Annotated in this window: 13 protein-coding genes; 8 read left to right on the top strand and 5 right to left on the bottom strand. The window is 57.3% G+C overall.

The window, feature by feature from the left end; genetic code table 11:
- The gene (locus AC3CHX_RS03005; protein ID WP_488642629.1) at positions 1–972 is read right to left on the bottom strand and encodes a dipeptidase; all 972 of its coding nucleotides are present in this window, start codon (positions 970–972) and stop codon (positions 1–3) included.
- Between the two features lie 87 nt (positions 973–1,059).
- Positions 1,060–2,334, bottom strand: a complete 1,275-nt coding sequence (locus tag AC3CHX_RS03000; protein WP_488642628.1) for a serine hydroxymethyltransferase — start codon at positions 2,332–2,334, stop codon at positions 1,060–1,062.
- Positions 2,335–2,979: 645 nt separating this feature from the next.
- Between AC3CHX_RS03000 and AC3CHX_RS02995 the strand changes: the two genes are divergently transcribed.
- On the top strand, positions 2,980–4,008 hold the full coding sequence (locus AC3CHX_RS02995) for a GlxA family transcriptional regulator (protein ID WP_488642627.1): 1,029 nt from the start codon (positions 2,980–2,982) through the stop codon (positions 4,006–4,008).
- A gap of 94 nt (positions 4,009–4,102) precedes the next feature.
- On the opposite strand, the gene AC3CHX_RS02990 is transcribed toward AC3CHX_RS02995, so the two are convergent.
- On the bottom strand, positions 4,103–5,326 hold the full coding sequence (locus AC3CHX_RS02990) for a CaiB/BaiF CoA transferase family protein (protein WP_488642626.1): 1,224 nt from the start codon (positions 5,324–5,326) through the stop codon (positions 4,103–4,105).
- Between the two features lie 265 nt (positions 5,327–5,591).
- Here AC3CHX_RS02990 and AC3CHX_RS02985 point away from each other — a divergent pair, with 265 nt between their 5' ends.
- Both AC3CHX_RS02985 and AC3CHX_RS02980 read left to right on the top strand, forming a co-directional pair.
- Positions 5,592–5,945 (top strand): hypothetical protein, encoded by a 354-nt coding sequence (locus AC3CHX_RS02985; RefSeq protein WP_488642625.1) that lies wholly within the window; start codon positions 5,592–5,594, stop codon positions 5,943–5,945.
- 45 nt (positions 5,946–5,990) lie between these two features.
- The gene (locus AC3CHX_RS02980) at positions 5,991–6,527 is read left to right on the top strand and encodes a glycine zipper family protein (RefSeq protein ID WP_488642624.1); all 537 of its coding nucleotides are present in this window, start codon (positions 5,991–5,993) and stop codon (positions 6,525–6,527) included.
- A 102-nt stretch (positions 6,528–6,629) separates the two neighbouring features.
- Here AC3CHX_RS02980 and AC3CHX_RS02975 read toward each other — a convergent pair whose 3' ends face one another.
- Positions 6,630–8,015: an ATP-binding protein gene (locus AC3CHX_RS02975; RefSeq protein ID WP_488642623.1), complete on the bottom strand. Its 1,386-nt coding sequence runs from the start codon at positions 8,013–8,015 to the stop codon at positions 6,630–6,632.
- Positions 8,012–8,743 carry a response regulator gene (locus AC3CHX_RS02970; RefSeq protein ID WP_488642622.1) on the bottom strand — a complete coding sequence of 244 codons (732 nt, stop codon included), beginning with the start codon at positions 8,741–8,743 and terminating at the stop codon, positions 8,012–8,014. The genes AC3CHX_RS02975 and AC3CHX_RS02970 overlap by 4 nt, the downstream gene beginning before the upstream one ends.
- A gap of 222 nt (positions 8,744–8,965) precedes the next feature.
- Here AC3CHX_RS02970 and AC3CHX_RS02965 point away from each other — a divergent pair, with 222 nt between their 5' ends.
- The 5 genes from AC3CHX_RS02965 to AC3CHX_RS02945 all read left to right on the top strand — a co-directional run bounded on the left by AC3CHX_RS02965 (position 8,966) and on the right by AC3CHX_RS02945 (position 19,210).
- Positions 8,966–9,520, top strand: a complete 555-nt coding sequence (locus AC3CHX_RS02965; protein WP_488642621.1) for a Spy/CpxP family protein refolding chaperone — start codon at positions 8,966–8,968, stop codon at positions 9,518–9,520.
- Between the two features lie 293 nt (positions 9,521–9,813).
- A complete protein-coding gene (locus AC3CHX_RS02960; RefSeq protein WP_488642620.1) occupies positions 9,814–11,244 on the top strand; it encodes an MdtA/MuxA family multidrug efflux RND transporter periplasmic adaptor subunit in 1,431 nt (476 codons plus the stop codon).
- A gap of 14 nt (positions 11,245–11,258) precedes the next feature.
- Positions 11,259–14,405 carry an MdtB/MuxB family multidrug efflux RND transporter permease subunit gene (locus AC3CHX_RS02955; RefSeq protein WP_488642619.1) on the top strand — a complete coding sequence of 1,049 codons (3,147 nt, stop codon included), beginning with the start codon at positions 11,259–11,261 and terminating at the stop codon, positions 14,403–14,405.
- A gap of 13 nt (positions 14,406–14,418) precedes the next feature.
- Entirely contained in the window at positions 14,419–17,637 is a 3,219-nt protein-coding gene (locus tag AC3CHX_RS02950) for an efflux RND transporter permease subunit (RefSeq protein WP_488642618.1), read from the top strand.
- A 97-nt stretch (positions 17,638–17,734) separates the two neighbouring features.
- Positions 17,735–19,210 carry an efflux transporter outer membrane subunit gene (locus tag AC3CHX_RS02945; protein WP_488642617.1) on the top strand — a complete coding sequence of 492 codons (1,476 nt, stop codon included), beginning with the start codon at positions 17,735–17,737 and terminating at the stop codon, positions 19,208–19,210.
- Positions 19,211–19,265: the final 55 nt, after the last annotated feature.

Raw genomic sequence — 19,265 nt, 5'->3', positions numbered from 1 at the left:
TCAGGCAACCCAGACTTCGCCAAAAACACGCAGCCAGTTTTCGCCCAGCACCTTGCGAATCCGCTCTTCTTTCCAGCCTGCGCGTTCCATCGCGACCGTCAGGTTGGGGAAGTCGCCAATAGTGCGGAAACCTTCCGGATTGGTGACTGTGCCGAAATCGGTCAAGCGGCGATGACGGCCCTTGTCGTGCGTCAGCCATTCGAAGAACGGCTTGCCGTAACCTTGCGTGAAATCGGTGCCGATACCGACGCAATCGTCGCCGACCAGATTGATCACATAGTCGAACGCTTCGACGTAGTCGTCCACGTTGGCGTTGCTGCCGCGTTTCAGGAATGGCGGGAACATGGTGACGCCGATAAAGCCGCCGCGATCGGCGATGAACTTGAGTTGCTCGTCGCTCTTGTTGCGTGGATGTTCCTTGAGGCCGGATGGCAGGCAGTGCGAATAGCACACCGGCTTTTTCGATGCCAGAATCGCTTCGGTCGAGGTGTTCCCGCCGACATGCGAGAGGTCGACCATGATGCCGACCCGATTCATTTCGGCAATCACTTCGCGCCCGAAACCGGACAAACCGCCATCCCGCTCATAACAACCGGTGCCGACCAGATTTTGCGTGTTGTAGCAAAGCTGCACCACCCGCACACCCAGTTCGGCGAAGACTTCGATGTAACCCAGATTGTCTTCAAATGCATGGGCATTCTGGAAACCGAGAATGACGCCGGTGCGGCCTTCTTTCTTGGCGCGGGCGATGTCATCGACACCACGCACCAGCGTCAGCAAATCGGCGTTGTCGCGGATCAGGTTTTTCATGTCGACGATATTGCCGACCGTTCCCTGAAAATTTTCCCAGACCGAGATGGTGCAGTTGACGGCGCTGAGACCGCCTTTTTTCATGTCTTCAAAAACCGGCCGCTCCCACTTGGAAATATTCAGGCCGTCGATGACCAGGCTTTGTTGATGCAATGCGTTCATTGTGTACTCCGTTGGTTACCGGAAAAATAATGTGGTGAATCAGGCTCTGGATGGCGCATGACATGGCGCCGATCCCCGCACCGTTTCTTAATAGATAGGGAAGCGCTTGCACAGCGCCAGAACGCGTGCGCGCACGCTTTGTTCGGTCTCGGAGCAGCCTTCCGGCTTGCGTGCCAGACCATCCAGTACTTCCACAATCAGGCCGCCGATGGTGCGGAACTCTTCGATCCCGAAGCCGCGTGCGGTGCCCGCCGGTGTGCCGAGACGGATGCCGGATGTGATGGTTGGCTTCTCGGTATCGAACGGGATGCCGTTCTTGTTGCAGGTAATGCCGGCGCGTTCCAGCGCATGTTCGACGTCCGTACCCTTCAATCCCTTGGGCCGCAGATCGACCAGCAGCAAATGATTTTCGGTGCCGCCGGACACCAGATCGACGCCGCCTTTTTTCAGGACTTCGCCCAAGGCACTGGCATTCGCCACGACATTGCCGATGTACTGCTTGAATTCCGGTTGCAGCGCTTCCCCGAAAGCCACCGCCTTGCCGGCGATGACGTGCATCAGCGGACCGCCTTGCAGGCCCGGGAAAACCGCAGAATTGATTTTCTTGGCGATCTCTTCGTGATTGGTGAGGATGAAGCCACCGCGCGGACCGCGCAGCGTTTTGTGCGTGGTCGAGGTGACGACGTGCGCATAGTCAATCGGATTCGGATGATGGCCGGTTGCGACCAGCCCTGCTATATGCGCCATGTCGACCATCAGCAGCGCGCCGACGCTGTCGGCGATGGCGCGGAAACGGGCGAAGTCGAGTTGCCGCGGATAGGCCGAGTAGCCGGCGATGATCAAGCGTGGCTGGTGTTCTTTGGCCAGCGCCTCGACTTGATCGTAATCGATCAACAGTGTGTCGGGACGGACGCCATACTGGACTGCGTTGAACCACTTGCCCGACATCGCCGGACGTGCGCCGTGGGTCAGGTGACCGCCGGCATCCAGCGACATCCCCAATACGGTATCGCCCGGCTTGACCAGCGCCAGCATCACCGCACCGTTCGCTTGCGCGCCGGAATGCGGCTGCACATTGGCATAGCTGGCACCGAACAATTTCTTGACCCGCTCCAGCGCCAGCACCTCGACCTGATCGACGAACTCGCAACCGCCGTAATAGCGCTTGCCCGGATAGCCTTCGGCATACTTGTTGGTCAATACCGAGCCTTGCGCTTCCAGCACGGCACGCGAGACGATGTTTTCCGATGCGATCATTTCGATCTGGTCTTGCTGACGTCCGAGTTCAAGCGCAATGGCTTGCATGACCGGCGCATCGCGCTCGGCAAGTGACTGGGAAAAAAACGAATTGGTAGAGGTCATTTTGGGCAGGTCCGTAGTGGGCAACAACGAAGATTCAACAACTCAGATGTCAGAATATTCCGACACTCTCTGTTGACAACATTCTTGTCCTAAGCCCTGCTGTGCTATTTCCTAAAGCGGACGGGAACCTTTCAAATTACGACAACGCCGTCACTTTTTGGCAAGCGCCTGAAAATCGCGCCATCGCTGCCAGTGGCGGAGTAATAACATTGCCTCAATACAATAAACAAGCGCTATAGCAAAAGCGACATTCCGAATAAATAATTTCATGTATTCGTGCTGCATCACAGCATCCCAAAAACTCGGTTGAAAATGCGCCAAAATGGATCGTCTGCCCAAAATTTGGGCACGGCCGACACCATTCGGGCAAAATAACAACAGCCGATTAAGACATCCGGCAGCCGAAAAATGGCAAAAACGGCATCACAAGTCAGGCTATTTGGGGCCGTCAAAATGGCCTGGATGCGCTATGACAGCGGCGCTCATGGTGGGGGGTTGTGAGCCCGCGCTGCGCCGGGCCCAGAGAGAATAATCTAGCTCGACAACAATGGCACGGTTATTGCGATGCACAACCGAAAGCATTTGTTAATTCCCGTCAATCGACGGTACATTGTGCCTCGCTGATGTTCGCCAAGGAGTCCGGTCATGTCTAAAAGTGAAATTTCGTCCTTCTCGCATTTTGCTTTTCTTCCGCTTAATAACTTTACAATGATTGCATTCTCCAATGCGATCGAAGTATTAAGAATGGCCAACTATCTCGAAGGCAAACCGCTATATCGCTGGTCTGTCATCAGTCCCGAAGGCGGCCTGGTGTGTGCCAGCAACGGCCTGTCCGTCAACGCTTCCCGCCCCGATCCGAACGACGTGCCTGATGTCGTCTTTGTATGCGGCGGCACTGAAATCGAAACGGCAATTGATACCGCATCCCTTGCGCTGATACACAGTTTTGCCGCGCAGGATGTTGCCATGGGCAGCCTGTGTACCGGCACCTTTGCGCTGGCCAAGGCAGGATTGCTGGATGGCTATACCTGCGCCACCCACTGGGAAAACATGTCGGCACTGCGCCGCGCCTTTCCATCGGTCGCGTTCTCACGCGACCTGTTTGTGATTGATCGCGACCGCCTGACTTGCACCGGCGGCATTGCGCCGCTGGACATGATGCTCAACCTGATTTCCAAGCAGGTCGGCAAGACCACCATCGCGGCCATCGCCGATCAATTTATTCTGGAACACATCCGCGACGAGAAAGACCAGCAGCGCGTACCGCTGACAGTGCGCATGAACTCGGCACGGCCGGCGATGGTTGAAGTGGTGTCGCTGATGGAATCGAATATAGAAGAACCGTTGTCGCTGGAAGAACTGGCGCACCTGTCGAACTCTTCGCCACGGCAGTTGCAGCGCATGTTCAAGGAACACATGGGCATGTCGCCAACCCATTATTATTTGACGCTGCGCTTGCGCCGTGCACGTGAATTGCTGCGCCAGACCGACATGTCGATCCTCAGCATCACGATGGCCTGCGGCTTCCAGTCAGCTTGTCATTTCAGCAAAACGTATCGTGAAGTGTTCAATGTCGCGCCAAGCTCCGAGCGCCGCAAACAGCCGGCGCTGCCGATCCCGATGCTGAATCAGCCGATGGGCCCGCAATTTCAACCGGCGGCGGCATTCATGTAATGACCTGAATGTTTTTCAGGCGGGGAAGATCGCCGTTTGGATTTCCCAACTAAAAAGGCCTGCATCTTTGCAGGCCTTTTTTAGTTCGCAAATATTAAATCACGCCCTGCTGCCGCAATGCTGCAATCTGTTCCGGACTGCGCCCGATCGACGCCAGCACTTCGTCGGTATGCTGCCCCAACTCCGGCCCGACCCAGTTGGTCTGTCCCGGCGTGGCCGACAGTTTCGGCACGATGCCGGGCATGTCTATCGGCTGGCCGTCCGGCAGCGTAAAGCGCTGAATCATGTCGCGCGCGCGATAGTGCGGATCCTGATGGATGTCCGCTGCGGTGAATACTCTGCTGCTCGGCACTTCGGCTTTTTCCAGCACTTGCAACACATGCTCCAGATCATGTTGCGAGGTCCAGTCGGCAATCGCCTGGTCCAGCATCTCGGTATGCGCTACGCGTCCGTCATTTCGTGCCAGGCGTGGATCATTGGCCAGGTCGCTACGCTCAATGGCGATCATTAAACGCTTGAAAATACTGTCGCCGTTACCGGCAATAATCACATAGCCGTCACCCCGGCAAGGATAGGTACTGGACGGTACGATGCCGGGAAAACTGGCGCCGGTGCGCTCACGCACGAAACCGAATTCGGCATACTCGGGAATCAGGCTTTCCATCACGCCGAACACCGCTTCGTACAGTGCGATGTCGATAAATTGTCCTTTGCCGCCGTTCACTTTCAAATGGTGCATCGCCAGCAAAGCACCGATCACACCGTACAACGAGGCCAGCGTATCGCCGATGCTGACGCCGACACGCACCGGCGGGCGGTCGGGATAACCGGCCAGATTGCGCAAACCGCCCATCGATTCGGCGATCGCGGCAAACCCGGGACGCGCATGGTAGGGGCCGTCCTGGCCGTACCCGGAAACCCGTACCATGATCAGATTCGGATTAATCTTCGACAAATCGTCCCAGCCCATGCCCCAGCTTTCCAGGGTGCCCGGACGGAAATTTTCAATCACGATATCGGCATCCCTTACCAGATCGCGAACGATCTGCTGGCCTTGTTCCGATTTCAGATTCAGCGTGATGGATTTCTTGTTGCGACTCTGCGAGTACCACCACAACGAGGTACCGTCATGCAGCTTGCGCCATTTACGCAACGGGTCGCCGTCTCCCGGAGATTCGATCTTGATCACCTCGGCACCGAACTGGCCTAGCAAGCTGGCCGCATAAGGCCCGGCAATCAGGGTGCCGAGCTCGATAACTTTGACGCCTTTTAGCGACGCTTGCGAAGGTTGCTGTTGATCAGAGGTTGAAGTAGACATGGTCGAGAGTTTCGCTGAAAGACGGTGAAAGTGAAGATGACGCTCGGCGTGTTCGCCGAAGCCAGTGCGAGTGGTAAATTATAAGTTATTCACTTAATTACGAACTACAATCCATATTTCCACCAGAACGCAATGTACAGTCCGGTCCGCAATTGTTTCAGTTTGCTCGTTCAACCACAGCATTTGCAACCGAAAGTAACTAAGCTTGGTGGCTGCCGAAAGGCCGAATTATTATTAACTATCTGGTAAATGTATGAGGGACATTATGAAAAAAATTATTCTTTTGGCATTGACTGCGATGAGCTTGCTCGCTGCCAGTAGCGCCAGCTACGCCTGGGGCCGTCATGGCGGTTTCTACGGACCAAGTGTCGGCATCAGCATAGGCGATCCGTTCTATTACGGACCACCGCCGGTATATTACGGCCCGCCTCCGGTGTATTACGCTCCGCAGCCGGTGTATATTGCGCCGGAACGCCAGACATACATTGAGCGCGATGCCAGCGCCGACGCACCGGATTACAAGTTCTACTGCGCCAATCCTGCGGGCTACTACCCACAAATTCCGCGCTGCCCCAAAGGCTGGCTGAAAGTAGTACCAGACGACTCTCAACCAAGATAAATAGAAGGTGGTGTCATTGTGAATAAACCATTTTTGAACAGACCATTGAAAATTGTCGCAGCCGCGGCAGCGGTGATGCTGGGCGGTTGCGTCAGCGTACCAAGCGGCCCGAACGTGATGGCGATGCCGGGGGCGGGTAAAAGTTACGAGCAATTCCGTAACGACGACAACGTCTGCCACCAGTACGCACAAGATCGCGTAGGCCCGAACGCGGCGCAGGCAACCGCAGACAATGCGACCGGGACTGCGGTCGCCGGTACGTTGATTGGCGCCACGGTCGGCGCCCTGGTTGGCGCAGCGGGCGGTCGTGCCGGTGAAGGTGCCGCCATCGGTGCCGGTGGCGGCTTGCTGGTAGGCAGTTCGGCTGCCAGCAACAACGCCAATCGCAGCGGCGCCGGCATACAACGGCAGTACAACAATGTCTACACGCAGTGTATGTATGCGAAGGGCAACCGGGTACCGGTGCCGGCCGGCTATGACGACAATCGTCGTCAACGCTACTACGCGCCTGCGCCGCCACCGGATTATTATCCTCCGCAACCTCGTGGCTATGCTGCCCCGCCAGACTACGTGCCATACTGAGTTGCATGCGTATCGAAAAAACCTGCTTCCGGCATCGCGGAAGCAGGTTTTTTTCGACTTGCCGCGACGTATCGACACCCGCGACCGGCTTCGAAGCGAAGCCTAACCCTTTGCCGGCAAGCGCAAAGTCACTTCCAAACCACCGTCCGGATGATTCCGCAATGCCAGCGTAGCCCGATGGTTTTCGGCGATATTGCGCGCGATGGTCAGCCCTAATCCGGTGCCGCCGGTATCCCGTGAGCGCGATGTTTCCAGTCTGAAAAACGGTTCGAATACCGCTGCCAGTTGATCCTCCGGAATGCCGCTGCCGCCATCGCGTATCCGGATCACGATCTGACTTTGATCGCCGCTCCCTTCGCGCATGATCTGCAGGCGCGCAAATCGTCCGTACTTGACGGCATTGTCGACCAGATTGGTCAGGCAGCGGCGCAATGCATTCGGCTGCGCCATAATCGACGCGCGGGTCTGTCCTTCCAGGGTCACGTCCTGGCCGGCGTCGGCCGCATCGGCGCAGACGCTATCGAGGAGCGAATCGATATCCAGCAATTGCATTGCTTCGGCTGAATCCATGCTGCGCGCCAGATCCAGACCTTCACGCACCATGCCTTGCATCACCGCTAAATCTTCGATCAACTTGTGACGCAAATCGGGGTCGCCGACTTTTTCCATGCGCAGCCGCAGCCGTGTCAATGGTGTTTGCAAATCATGGGTGATCGCGGCCAGCATATGGGTGCGATGCTGAATTTGCCGCTTGATACGTGCCTGCATCGCATTGAATGCGGTGGCGGCCTGACGGATTTCAGTCGGACCGGTTTCTTTCAGTTGCGGCCGGTCAATGTCACGGCCAAGCGCGGTCGCCGCGTCTGCCAGACGCTTGATAGGACGTGTCGTCATTTTCGCGACCACATAGGCGAGTATCCCGATCAATGCCAAAAATAACGCGAAATACGGTGACGGGTAAGGCATGCCGGGCGGGCGCCCGTGCAGACCGCCGGGATCGCGCATCATGCGCAACCTCAGCTTGAGCAGCGCGCCATCCTGCAGACTGACATACACCACCTGACATTCATCAATCCGCCGTCGCTCACGCTCGGCAGGACCTCCCGGACCAGGTAATTTGCCAAACCGTAAATTACAGCCCGTCTCTTTGGACACGACAATTCGACGCGCAGCACCGAGTCGGGTTCTTAGCAGTGCGGCGAGCGACGCGTTTTCTGCCACTGCATTTTCGGTATCATGCGCCAGACTGGCTTCCAGACCGAAGTTCTCACTGGTTTGCAGCACCACCTGGCGCATCTCGGAACTGGCCCCATCCAGCGACAGGACGATTTGCTCGACGCGCTCGGCCACCCGAAAATCGTAGAGTTCAAGCAAGGCATTGCGGCGTTCGTTGTCGGCCAGCCAACTAGTGGCACCCGCAGCGACCAGCACACCCGCCAGCAAAATCAGGAAGACCCGATTGGCAATCGAGCCGAACAAATTCTTCACGAATCCACCGTGACCGTGGTCGCCAGCACATAGCCCTCGTTACGCACGGTTTTGATAATGCTAGGCGTGCGTGCATCGTCGCCCAATTTTTGTCGCAAGCGGCTAATTTGAATATCCACCGAACGGTCAAACGGATCGGCTTCGCGGCCCTGCGTCAGTTCCAGCAACTGATCGCGATTCAGAATCCGGTTCGGATGATCAAGAAATACCTTCAGAATCCGGTATTCGGCCCCCGACAGCGCGACTACCACGCCGGCGCGATTCACCAGATGGCGGGCAATCAGGTCCAGCGTCAAACCGGCAAACTGAATTTGCTGCGCTTCCTGCGTTGCCATATTCGGTGGCAATGCCTGGGTACGGCGCAATACGCTGCGAATGCGGGCAAACAACTCGCGTGGCTCAAACGGCTTCGACAAATAATCGTCGGCCCCCATCTCCAAGCCAAGAATCCGGTCCAGCGGTTCGCCGCGTGCGGTCAGCATGATCACCGGAATGCCGAAATGGGTAGGATGCGCGCGCAGATTCCGGCACAGCGTCAGGCCATCTTCACCAGGCAAGGTGAGATCCAGCACGATCAGGTCAACGCGCGCCTCCTCCAGCACCCGGCGCATCTCGGCGCCATTGTTGGCAGTCAATGTGCGCAAACCGTTGGCATTCAGATATTCCGCCAGCAAGGTGCGGATTTCGCGGTCGTCATCGACCACCAGTATTTGAGCAGTAGTGTCCATGAGCACGATTATGGCAACTGATGCGGGCAATGGCGACGCTAATTTTGTATATTCGCGTCTCCAGATGTCGTCCAGATACATAACGATACAAAGCAGCTGTGGCGTAACACACAGGGATACAAACCGGCGGCAAGGCGAAAGATCGCTGATACACGGTTGCGGTTTAATTTGACCTGTGCAGGGTTACCTGTTCAAGACCGACCATCCCTGAAAGGATTCATCATGTTCAAGCTCCGCAAACAACTTTTGATCGGCATCACCGCTATCGGCATTAGTGCCATGGGGATGAGTGCTTACGCCCAAAACACCGGCAATCTCGCCGCCGCACCTGCGGTAACGGCTCCGGCAGCTGGTCAGACGCACGAAGGACCAAGCGCAGAACAACGCGCCAAATTCGCCGAACACATGGCAAAACGTCAAGCCAGGCTGCATGACAAGCTGAAAATCACGGCAGCGCAGGAAGGCGCCTGGAAAACGTATATCAACCAAATGAAGCCGCTGCGTCCGGAAACCCCCATGCATCGTCCCAGCAAGGAAGAATGGGCCAGGCAAACGGCACCTGAACGCCTGGAGCACCGCATTGAATTCATGAAGAAGATGGAAGCGCGCATGACTGCGCACGCTGCCGCATTGAAGACATTCTATGCAGTGCTGACACCTGAGCAGCGAAAAATCCTCGACCAACACTTCAGTCATCATGGACATCGCGGTCACTTCGGCCATTGGGGCGGCTCACGTGGCATGAAGGACGACGCGATGCCTGACCAAAAGGGTTAAGCAAAAGATCACTCCAAAAGCATTGCCTTGATTCCACTACAAGATGCGTTGGATTTGACCCTGGCAGACGGAAGCCATCGAAAGGACGCCACAAGCCTTGCGCAATATTGCGCAAGGCTTGTGGCGTATTGGAATTGCCTGATTATTAATAGCTCAGAGGCAATTCGCTCCGCGATGAACGATCTCATTGATTTTTCGTCACTATGTAATACTTAGGACGAATTATTACGCTGGTAAAATTTTCTCGTTACACTGCACCAATTCACCATCAATTGACTGACTTCCTGCCCGCGATGAACAAAACCTCAACTCCAAACGATCAGAATCCCGAGCCACAGAAGCAACTCGACACAATGCAAGACAAGCGCACCGGGTCATCCCGGCGCTGGCTGTGGCTATTGTTGGTCGTCGTACTCGGCGCAGCGGCCTACCTGATCTGGGGACGCAGCAGCCAGCCCGCCAGCGGTCAAACCGCCACCAGCGGCCAGGGGAGCGGTAAAGGCGGTCGCCGTGGCGCCGGTGGCGGTGGTCCGAATAGCGCGCTGCCGGTGGGGGTCGCCAACGCCCAAACTGCCGATGTGCATATTTACCTGTCCGGCCTTGGCAGCGTCACTCCCGAAGCCACCACCACGGTCAAGAGCCGGGTCGACGGTCAATTAATGAAAATCCATTTCCAGGAAGGCCAACTGGTTAAGGCCGGGGCGTTGCTGGCCGAGCTCGATGCACGTCCGTATCAGGTCATGGTCACCCAGGCTGAGGGCCAGCTGGCGCGCGACAGTGCGCTGCTCAGAGCAGCGCAAATTGATTTACAACGCTATCAGACCCTGTTGGCGCAAGATTCGATCGCCAGCCAACTGGTGGATACCCAGGCCGCCCTGGTCAAACAATATAGCGGCACCGTCAAGTCGGATCAGGGCAACCTCGACAATGCCCGCTTGCAACTCACCTACTCGCACGTCACCGCACCGATTAGCGGCCGTCTCGGCCTGCGCCAGGTCGATTTGGGCAATATTGTCCATGCTTCCGATGCCAACGGGGTTGTCATCATCACGCAATTACAACCGATTACCGCGATTTTCAGCATCCCCGAAGACAATATTCCTGGCGTCATGAAACAACTTCAGGCCGGCAAAACATTGCCGGCCGAAGCCTGGGATCGTGCCCAGAAAACCAAGCTCGCTGCCGGCCAGCTGGTCACCATCGACAATCAGGTCGATAGCACCACCGGCACGGTCAAATTGAAGGCAGTGTTCCCGAACAACGACTATGCGCTGTTTCCGAGCCAGTTCGTCAACGTGCGCATGCTGCTGGACACCCGCCAGGGCGCCACCGTGATTCCAAGCGCAGCCATCCAGCGCGGCAACAGCGGCAATTTTGTGTATGTAGTCAAAGCCGACAAAACCGTCACCATACGTCAAGTCACCGCCGGTCCGGTAGAAGGTGAGCTGACCGCTATCGATAGCGGGATTCAGCCGGGCGAAACCGTGGTCGTCGACGGCGTCGATAAATTACGTGAAGACGCCAAGGTAGAACCGGTCAAGCGTGGCCCTGGTGGCGCGGTGGCCGAGGCAGCGACTCCGGCCAACACCGCGAAACACGGTCATCGCCGCCAAGGCGGGCCAGGTGCTTCGGCCAGTGCCAGTGCCAGCGCTAGTGCCAGCGCCGATGCTGGCGCCGGCAGCGACAAGCGCAAGAATTCGACCCAGCCCGGCGCGCAACCTTAATCACGACGAACCGCATGAACCCATCACGTCAGTTTATTCTCCGGCCGATCGCCACCACCTTGCTGATGGTGGCGATCTTTCTGGCCGGTGTCGTCGCCTACCGGCAACTACCGCTTTCGGCGTTGCCGGAAGTCGACTATCCGACCATTCAAGTCGTCACACTGTATCCGGGCGCCAGTCCGGACGTCATGACCTCGTCGGTCACCGCACCGCTGGAGCGCCAGTTCGGTCAGATGCCGGGACTGAATCAGATGTCGTCCACCAGTTCCGGCGGGGCCTCGGTCATCACGCTGCAATTCACTCTCGATCTCAGCCTGGATATCGCCGAACAGGAAGTGCAGGCAGCGATCAACGCCGCCGGCAACCTGCTGCCTTCCGATTTGCCGACGCCGCCGATTTATAACAAAGTCAATCCGGCCGACACCCCGATACTGTCGCTGGCGATCACCTCGAAAACGCTACCGTTGCCCAAGGTACAGGATATGATCGACACCCGCCTGGCGCAAAAACTCTCGCAAGTGCCTGGCGTCGGCCTGGTCAGCCTGTCAGGCGGTCAACGGCCTGCGGTGCGACTGCAGCTGAACCCGCGCGCAGTCGCCGCGCTCGGCCTGAATCTGGATGACATTCGTACCGCCATCGGCAACGCCAACGTGAATCAGGCCAAAGGCAGCTTCGACGGCCCGCTGCGGGCTTCGACCATTGATGCCAACGACCAGCTGAAATCAGCCGACGAATACCGCGACCTGATCATCGCCTATAAAAACGGCGCGGCAATTCGCGTCTCCGATATCGGCGATGTGGTGGATGATGCCGAAAATATCCGCCTGGCGGCCTGGGCCAACAATTCACCGGCAGTGATTCTGAATATCCAGCGCCAACCCGGCGCCAACGTGATCGGTGTCGTCGACAGCATCAAGAAAATCCTGCCGAGCCTGCAAGACACCTTGCCTGCCGCCATCGATGTCAAGATCCTCACCGACCGCACCACCACCATTCGCGCGTCGGTCAAAGATGTCGAATTCGAATTGATCCTGGCGGTGATATTGGTGGTGATGGTGATTTTCGTCTTCCTGCGCAACGTGCCTGCCACGATCATTCCCAGCGTCGCCGTGCCGTTATCGCTGGTCGGCACGTTCGGCATCATGTACCTGACCGGATTTTCGATCAACAACCTGACGCTGATGGCGCTCACCATCGCGACCGGTTTTGTGGTCGATGATGCGATTGTGATGATCGAGAACATCTCGCGCTATATCGAAGAAGGCATGAAGCCGCTGCAAGCCGCGTTGAAAGGTGCGGAACAAATCGGCTTCACCATTATTTCGCTGACCTTTTCGCTGATCGCCGTGCTGATCCCGCTGTTGTTCATGGGCGACGTCGTCGGCCGCCTGTTCCGTGAATTTGCGATTACGCTGGCGGTGGCGATTCTGATTTCCGCTTTCATCTCGCTGACGCTCACGCCGATGATGTGTGCCAAGCTGCTGCGCCATACTCCCCCGGAAGAGGAAAGCTGGTTCTCTCGCAAGAGCGGTGCTGTGCTTGAGAATATCATCGCCCGTTACGGCAAAGCCCTGGAATGGGTGCTGGACCATCAAAGCTCAACCATGGTGGTCGCGATCGGGACGCTGGCGCTGACCGTACTGCTGTATATATTTATCCCTAAAGGCTTCTTTCCGGTACAGGATACCGGCGTGATCCAGGGCATTTCGGAAGCCCCGCAATCAGTATCGTTCGGGGCCATGGCAGAGCGCCAGCAGGCACTGGCCAAAGTCGTATTGCAAGATCCTGCGGTCGAAAGCCTGTCATCCTTCATCGGCGTCGATGGCACCAACACCACACTGAATAGCGGCCGCATACTCATCAATCTGAAGCCGCACGATACCCGGGATCTGAGCGCCGCCGACGTCATTCGACGCTTGCAACCCAAGCTGAATCGGGATGTTCCCGGCATCACCTTGTATATGCAGCCGGTGCAGGACCTGACCATCGAAGACAGCGTCAGCCGCACCCAATATCAATTCAGCGTCGAAGATGCCGATGGGACCGAGCTGACAAAATGGGTGCCAAAACTGATTGAAAAACTGCAGCAATTGCCGCAACTGGCCGATGTCGCCAGCAATCAGCAGGACCAGGGCTTGCAGGCTTATATCGAGATCGACCGGAATGCTGCGTCGCGCCTTGGCCTCACCACCGCGGCAATTGACAATGCCCTGTACAACGCCTTTGGCCAACGCCTGATTTCGACCATCTATACCCAATCCAATCAATATCGGGTGGTGATGGAGGTCCAGCCGGAATTCAAAAAAGGCCCTCTGGCGCTGGATAGCATCTTCCTGGTGGCCTCGAATGGCACCCAGGTGCCGCTCTCCAGTATCGCCACCGTCAGCGAACGCACCGCACCGCTGGTGGTGAACCATATCGGCCAGTTCCCGGCCACCACGATCTCGTTCAACCTGGCTCCCGGCGCATCGCTAGGTGCCGCCGTCGACGCCATCCGCGCCACCGAGCAGGAAATCGGCTTGCCGATCAGCATACAAACCAGCTTCCAGGGGGCGGCACTGGCCTTTCAGGCCTCACTCAGCAATACGCTGTGGCTGATTCTGGCGGCGATCATCACCATGTATATCGTGCTCGGCGTGTTGTACGAGAGCTATATCCACCCGATTACGATTCTGTCGACCCTGCCGTCGGCCGGGGTTGGTGCGTTATTGTCGCTGATGATCTCCGGCAACGATCTGGGGATTATCGGCATCATCGGCATCATCTTGCTGATCGGTATTGTCAAGAAGAACGCGATTATGATGATCGACTTCGCGCTGGATGCAGAACGCAATGAGGGGTTGTCGCCGCGTGACGCCATTTATCAGGCCTGTCTGTTACGCTTCCGGCCGATCTTGATGACGACCATGGCGGCGCTGCTGGGCGCTTTGCCGTTGATGCTGGGCACCGGGGTCGGCTCGGAATTACGCCAGCCGCTCGGTATCACCATGGTCGGCGGCCTGCTGGTATCACAGGTGCTGACACTGTTCACGACACCCGTCATTTATCTTGGGTTCGATAGCCTGTCGCGGCGCGTCAAAGCGCGCTTTGGGATAGCCGACGCCGCGCATCGGGATGATGACGACGATCAGGGCACGATCACCGAACCGGCGCGGCCTTGATGACGCTGAGCTTATGAATATCTCGCTTCCTTTTATTCGGCGTCCGATCGCCACCACCCTGCTGACGATCGGGGTGGCGCTGGCTGGCCTGGTGGCATTCCGGCTGTTGCCGGTATCGCCATTGCCGCAAGTCGACTTCCCCACCATTTCGATCTCCGCATCGTTGCCAGGCGCCAGTCCGGAAACCATGGCTGCCACCGTTGCGACACCGCTTGAGCGCGCACTCGGTTCGATTGCAGGGATCACTGAAATGACCTCGTCGAGCTCACTCAACTCGACGCGCATCACCTTGCAATTCGATCTGAGCCGCGATATCGACGGTGCCGCGCGCGATGTCCAGGCGGCGCTGAATGCTGCCCGCAACCTGCTGCCCACCGGCATGCCGAGTAATCCGACCTACCGCAAAGTCAACCCGGCCGATGCACCGATCATGATTTTGTCGCTGACATCCGACAGCATGACGCAAGGTCAGATGTACGATGCCGCCGATACGGTCCTGGCCCAGAAACTGTCCCAGGTTCAGGGTATCGGCAGCGTCAGCGTCGGCGGCAGCTCGCAGCCGGCGGTGCGGATCGAGTTAAACCCAACCGCGCTCAATAAATACGGCATAGGAAGTGCCGACGTCCGCACAGCCGTGGCAGCAACCAACGCCAATCGCCCCAAAGGGATACTCGAAGACGGTGATAAAAATTGGCAGATTTATGCCAATGACCAGGCCAAAACCGCCGCCGAATACATGCCGTTGGTGGTGTCCTATCGCAAGGGCGCGCCAATTCGTGTGCAAGATGTGGCTACCGTGGTCGATTCCGTCGCTGACTTGCGCAATGCCGGTTCGGCCAACGGCAAACCGTCGGTGCTGGTGATTTTAAGCCGGCAACCGGGGGCGAATATCATTCAAACGGTCGATAGTGTGCGCGCCCTGCTACCGCAATTACAGGCATCCATCCCATCCGCCATCAATCTCAACGTCGCACTCGATCGCACGCCGACCATTCGCGCCTCACTGGTCAATACCGAAGAGACGCTGCTGACGTCGATTGCGCTGGTCATCATGGTGGTATTCATGTTTCTGCGCAATGCACGGGCTGCGCTGATTCCGACAGTCGCGGTACCGATCTCTCTGATCGGCACCTTCGGCATCATGTACGCGCTCGGTTACAGTCTCGACAACCTGTCCTTGATGGCGCTGACGATTGCCACCGGCTTCGTCGTCGACGATGCGATTGTGGTGCTGGAAAACGTCTCGCGGCATGTCGAAAAAGGCATGAAGCCATACGATGCCGCGATCAAAGGTGCGCGCGAAGTCGGCTTTACCGTGCTGTCGATGAGTATTTCGCTGATCGCGGTATTCATTCCGATTCTGTTGATGGGGGGAATTGTCGGCCGCCTGTTCCGTGAATTCGCGGTAACGCTGTCAGCGGCGATCCTGGTCTCGCTGGTGGTCTCGCTGACGACTACGCCGATGATGTGCGCGCGCCTGTTGAAGCATGACCCGCACCACAAGCAAGGTCGTTTTTTCCGCGCCACCGAACGCGTTTTCGATGCCATGCTGAATGGCTATAAGCGTTCGCTAACCTGGGCGTTACGCTTCGCCCCGCTGATGATCCTCATCCTGGCGGGCACCATCGCCCTGAATATTCACCTGTACAAAATCATTCCAAAAGGCTTTTTCCCGCAACAGGATACCGGACGCCTGGTGGGCGGAATTCAGGGCGATCAGGCGATTTCATTTCAAGCCATGCATAGCAAACTCAATACGTTTGTGGAAATCGTCAAGAAAGATCCCGCCGTTGCAAATGTGATTGCCTTCACCGGAGGAAGCCGGCGCAACAGCGGTTCGATGTTCATCACACTCAAGCCGCTATCCGAACGCAAACTATCTGCCGACCTGGTGATTGCGCGACTGCGCGGCAAACTCACTCATGTCGCGGGAGCCAACCTGTTTCTGCAAGCGGTACAGGATATCCGCGTCGGCGGCCGCGCCAGCGATGCCCAATATCAATACACCTTGCAATCGGACGACCTCAACGAGTTGCGCACCTGGGAACCCAAAATACGTGCGGCGTTGAGCAACTTGCCAGAGCTGGCGGATGTGAATACCGACCAGAACGACAAGGGCTTGCAAACCTCCTTGGCGATCGACCGGGAGACCGCGATCAGGAGCGGCGTAACGCCTCAGCTGATCGACTCTTCGCTCAACGATCTGTTTGGCCAACGTCAAATATCAACCATTTATAGCGGCATGAATCAATATCATGTGGTGATGGAAGCGTCACCGGAATACTGGCAAAGCCGGGAAATTTTAAGCAAAACTTACGTCAGCATCACACCGCAAAACGCGAATCTTTCGCCAACCACCTCGGCGCTCGGGACGCCGCCGGCGTTGACCGCGAACGGCAAGCTGGCATCGAACTCATCGCTGGCGCAAACGCTCTCGACAGCAGTCGAAGCACAAGTCCCGCTGTCCTCATTCACGCACTTTGAAGCGACCAATACCGCGCTATCGGTGAATCATCAGAACCAGTTTATTGCCTCCACCATTTCGTTCAATCTGCCGCCGGGCGTATCGCTATCGGAGGCGACGCTGGCCATCAACAATGCCATGAGCCGCCTGGGTGTGCCGACCTCGTTGCATGGCACTTTTGCCGGCACGGCAAACGTCTTTCAATCGTCTCTGGATAGTCAGCCGTTGCTGATTTTGACGGCGCTGCTGGCGGTGTATATCGTGCTGGGGATATTGTACGAGAGCTATATTCATCCGATTACGATTCTCTCGACCTTGCCGTCTGCCGGCGTCGGCGCTTTGCTGGCGCTGCTCCTGACTAAAACCGACTTCAGCCTGATCGCCTTGATCGGCGTCATTTTGCTGATTGGTATCGTCAAGAAAAACGCCATCATGATGATTGACTTCGCGCTCGATGCCGAACGCAACCAGGGCATGTCGCCACGCGATGCCATCTTTGAAGCCTGCTTGCTGCGCTTCCGGCCGATCATGATGACCACCATGGCGGCCATGCTGGGGGCGATTCCGCTGGCGCTCGGCCGCGGCGACGGCGCCGAATTGCGCACGCCGCTCGGCATTTCGATCGTCGGCGGCCTGATCATGAGTCAACTCCTGACACTCTACACAACGCCGGTGGTGTATCTGTATCTGGATCGCTTCAGTCTGTGGTGCAAAGAGAAATTCAAACGTGGCGAAGATATCGCCGATGCGGATAGCGCGACTGTTTAATGTTGCCGATAATGGTGGGCAGATAGCTGAACCGATAGCCGAACAAGCGCGGCGCAAAGCGCAGCGTTTTTCAGCCCTGTAAATGGACGGAATTGAAATGAAACATATAAGTGTATTGGCATTGGCGACGTTATTGAGTGCCTGCGCGGTCGGACCCGATTATGTTCGTCCGGCGCTGGAAACGCCTGCCGCCTTCAAGGAATCCAAAGACTGGAAAGTCGCCGAGCCGCGCGATCACGAACTGGGCGACCATTGGTGGGAAACCTATAACGATCCACTGCTGAATTCGCTGATTACCCAGATCGACATCTCCAATCAGAATCTGGCCCAGGCCGAAGCAAAATATCGCCAGGCCAGCGCACTGGTGCAAGCGGCGCGCGCGGCGTATTTTCCGACCGTGGATGCGAATGTCTCGTCGACCCGCTCCGGTAGAGGTTCCAATAGCAGCAGCAGCAGCAGCAGCAGCAGCAGCAGTAGCAGTAGGGTCGCCACCACAAATTCGCTGTCTCTGACCGCCGGTTGGGAACCCGATCTGTGGGGCAAGGTGCGCCGCACGGTCGAATCGAATCAGGCCAGCGCACAAGCCAGCGCTGCCGACTTGCAGGCCGCAAGACTCAGTGCTCAATCCGCATTGGCCCAGGATTACTGGCAATTACGGATACTCGACGCACAGAAAATTCTGCTGGAGGATACCGTCGCCGCTTATCAAAGATCCTTTCAGCTAACCCAAAACCAGTATGCTGCCGGCGTCGTCGCCAAAGCCGATGTGATCCAGGCGCAAACCCAGTTGAAATCGGCGCAGGCGCAACTAATTGATCTCGGCGTGCTACGGGCGCAGACCGAACATGCCATTGCATTGTTGGTTGGACAAGCGGCGTCGACTTTTTCGATCGCACCGGCGCCACTGGCTGCCGTGGTGCCGGCAATCCCCACCGGGATTCCGTCCGCACTGCTGGAACGGCGTCCGGACATCAGCGCGGCAGAACGTCTCGCCGCGGCTGCCAACGCCCAGATAGGGGTCGCCAAAGCGGCCTACTTTCCGGCGCTGACCCTGTCGGCATCCGGCGGCTTCCAGAGCAATAGTTTCGTCAACTGGCTGACTCTCCCAAGCCGGGTCTGGTCGCTCGGTCCGGCGCTGGCGCAAACCATTTTCGATGGCGGCGCCCGCAAGGCGCAAACCGACCAGGCCATCGCCGCCTACGACAGCAGTGTCGCGGCCTATAAGCAAACGGTGCTGACCAGCTTCCAGGAAGTCGAAGACAATCTGGCGGCGCTACGGATACTGGAAGAAGAAGCGCAGGTACAAGATGAAACCGTGCAATCGGCACGTCTGGCAGTGACGCTGATCCTGAATCAGTACAAAGCCGGTCTGGTCAACTACACCAGTGTCGCGACCGTGCAGGCCACCTCGCTCAGCGCAGAAGATTCAGCTCTAAGCATCCTTAACCGTCGCATGGCTGCGAGTGTGAAACTGGTGGCAGCGCTCGGCGGCGGCTGGAATCAGGCTGAGTTGCCTGGCAATGCGGCGCTGAATAATGCTCAAGCGGTTAAGTCGCAAACGACCGTCAAGTAAGATCATCCGGATTAGTGCGACGAAATTGGCGGGCAACACTTTCGAAACAGTGGTG

It is taken from the genome of Glaciimonas sp. OK215 (assembly GCF_057787885.1).
The sequence above is the reverse complement of the archived record's forward strand: the minus strand, read 5'-3'. Positions and strand labels throughout refer to the sequence as shown.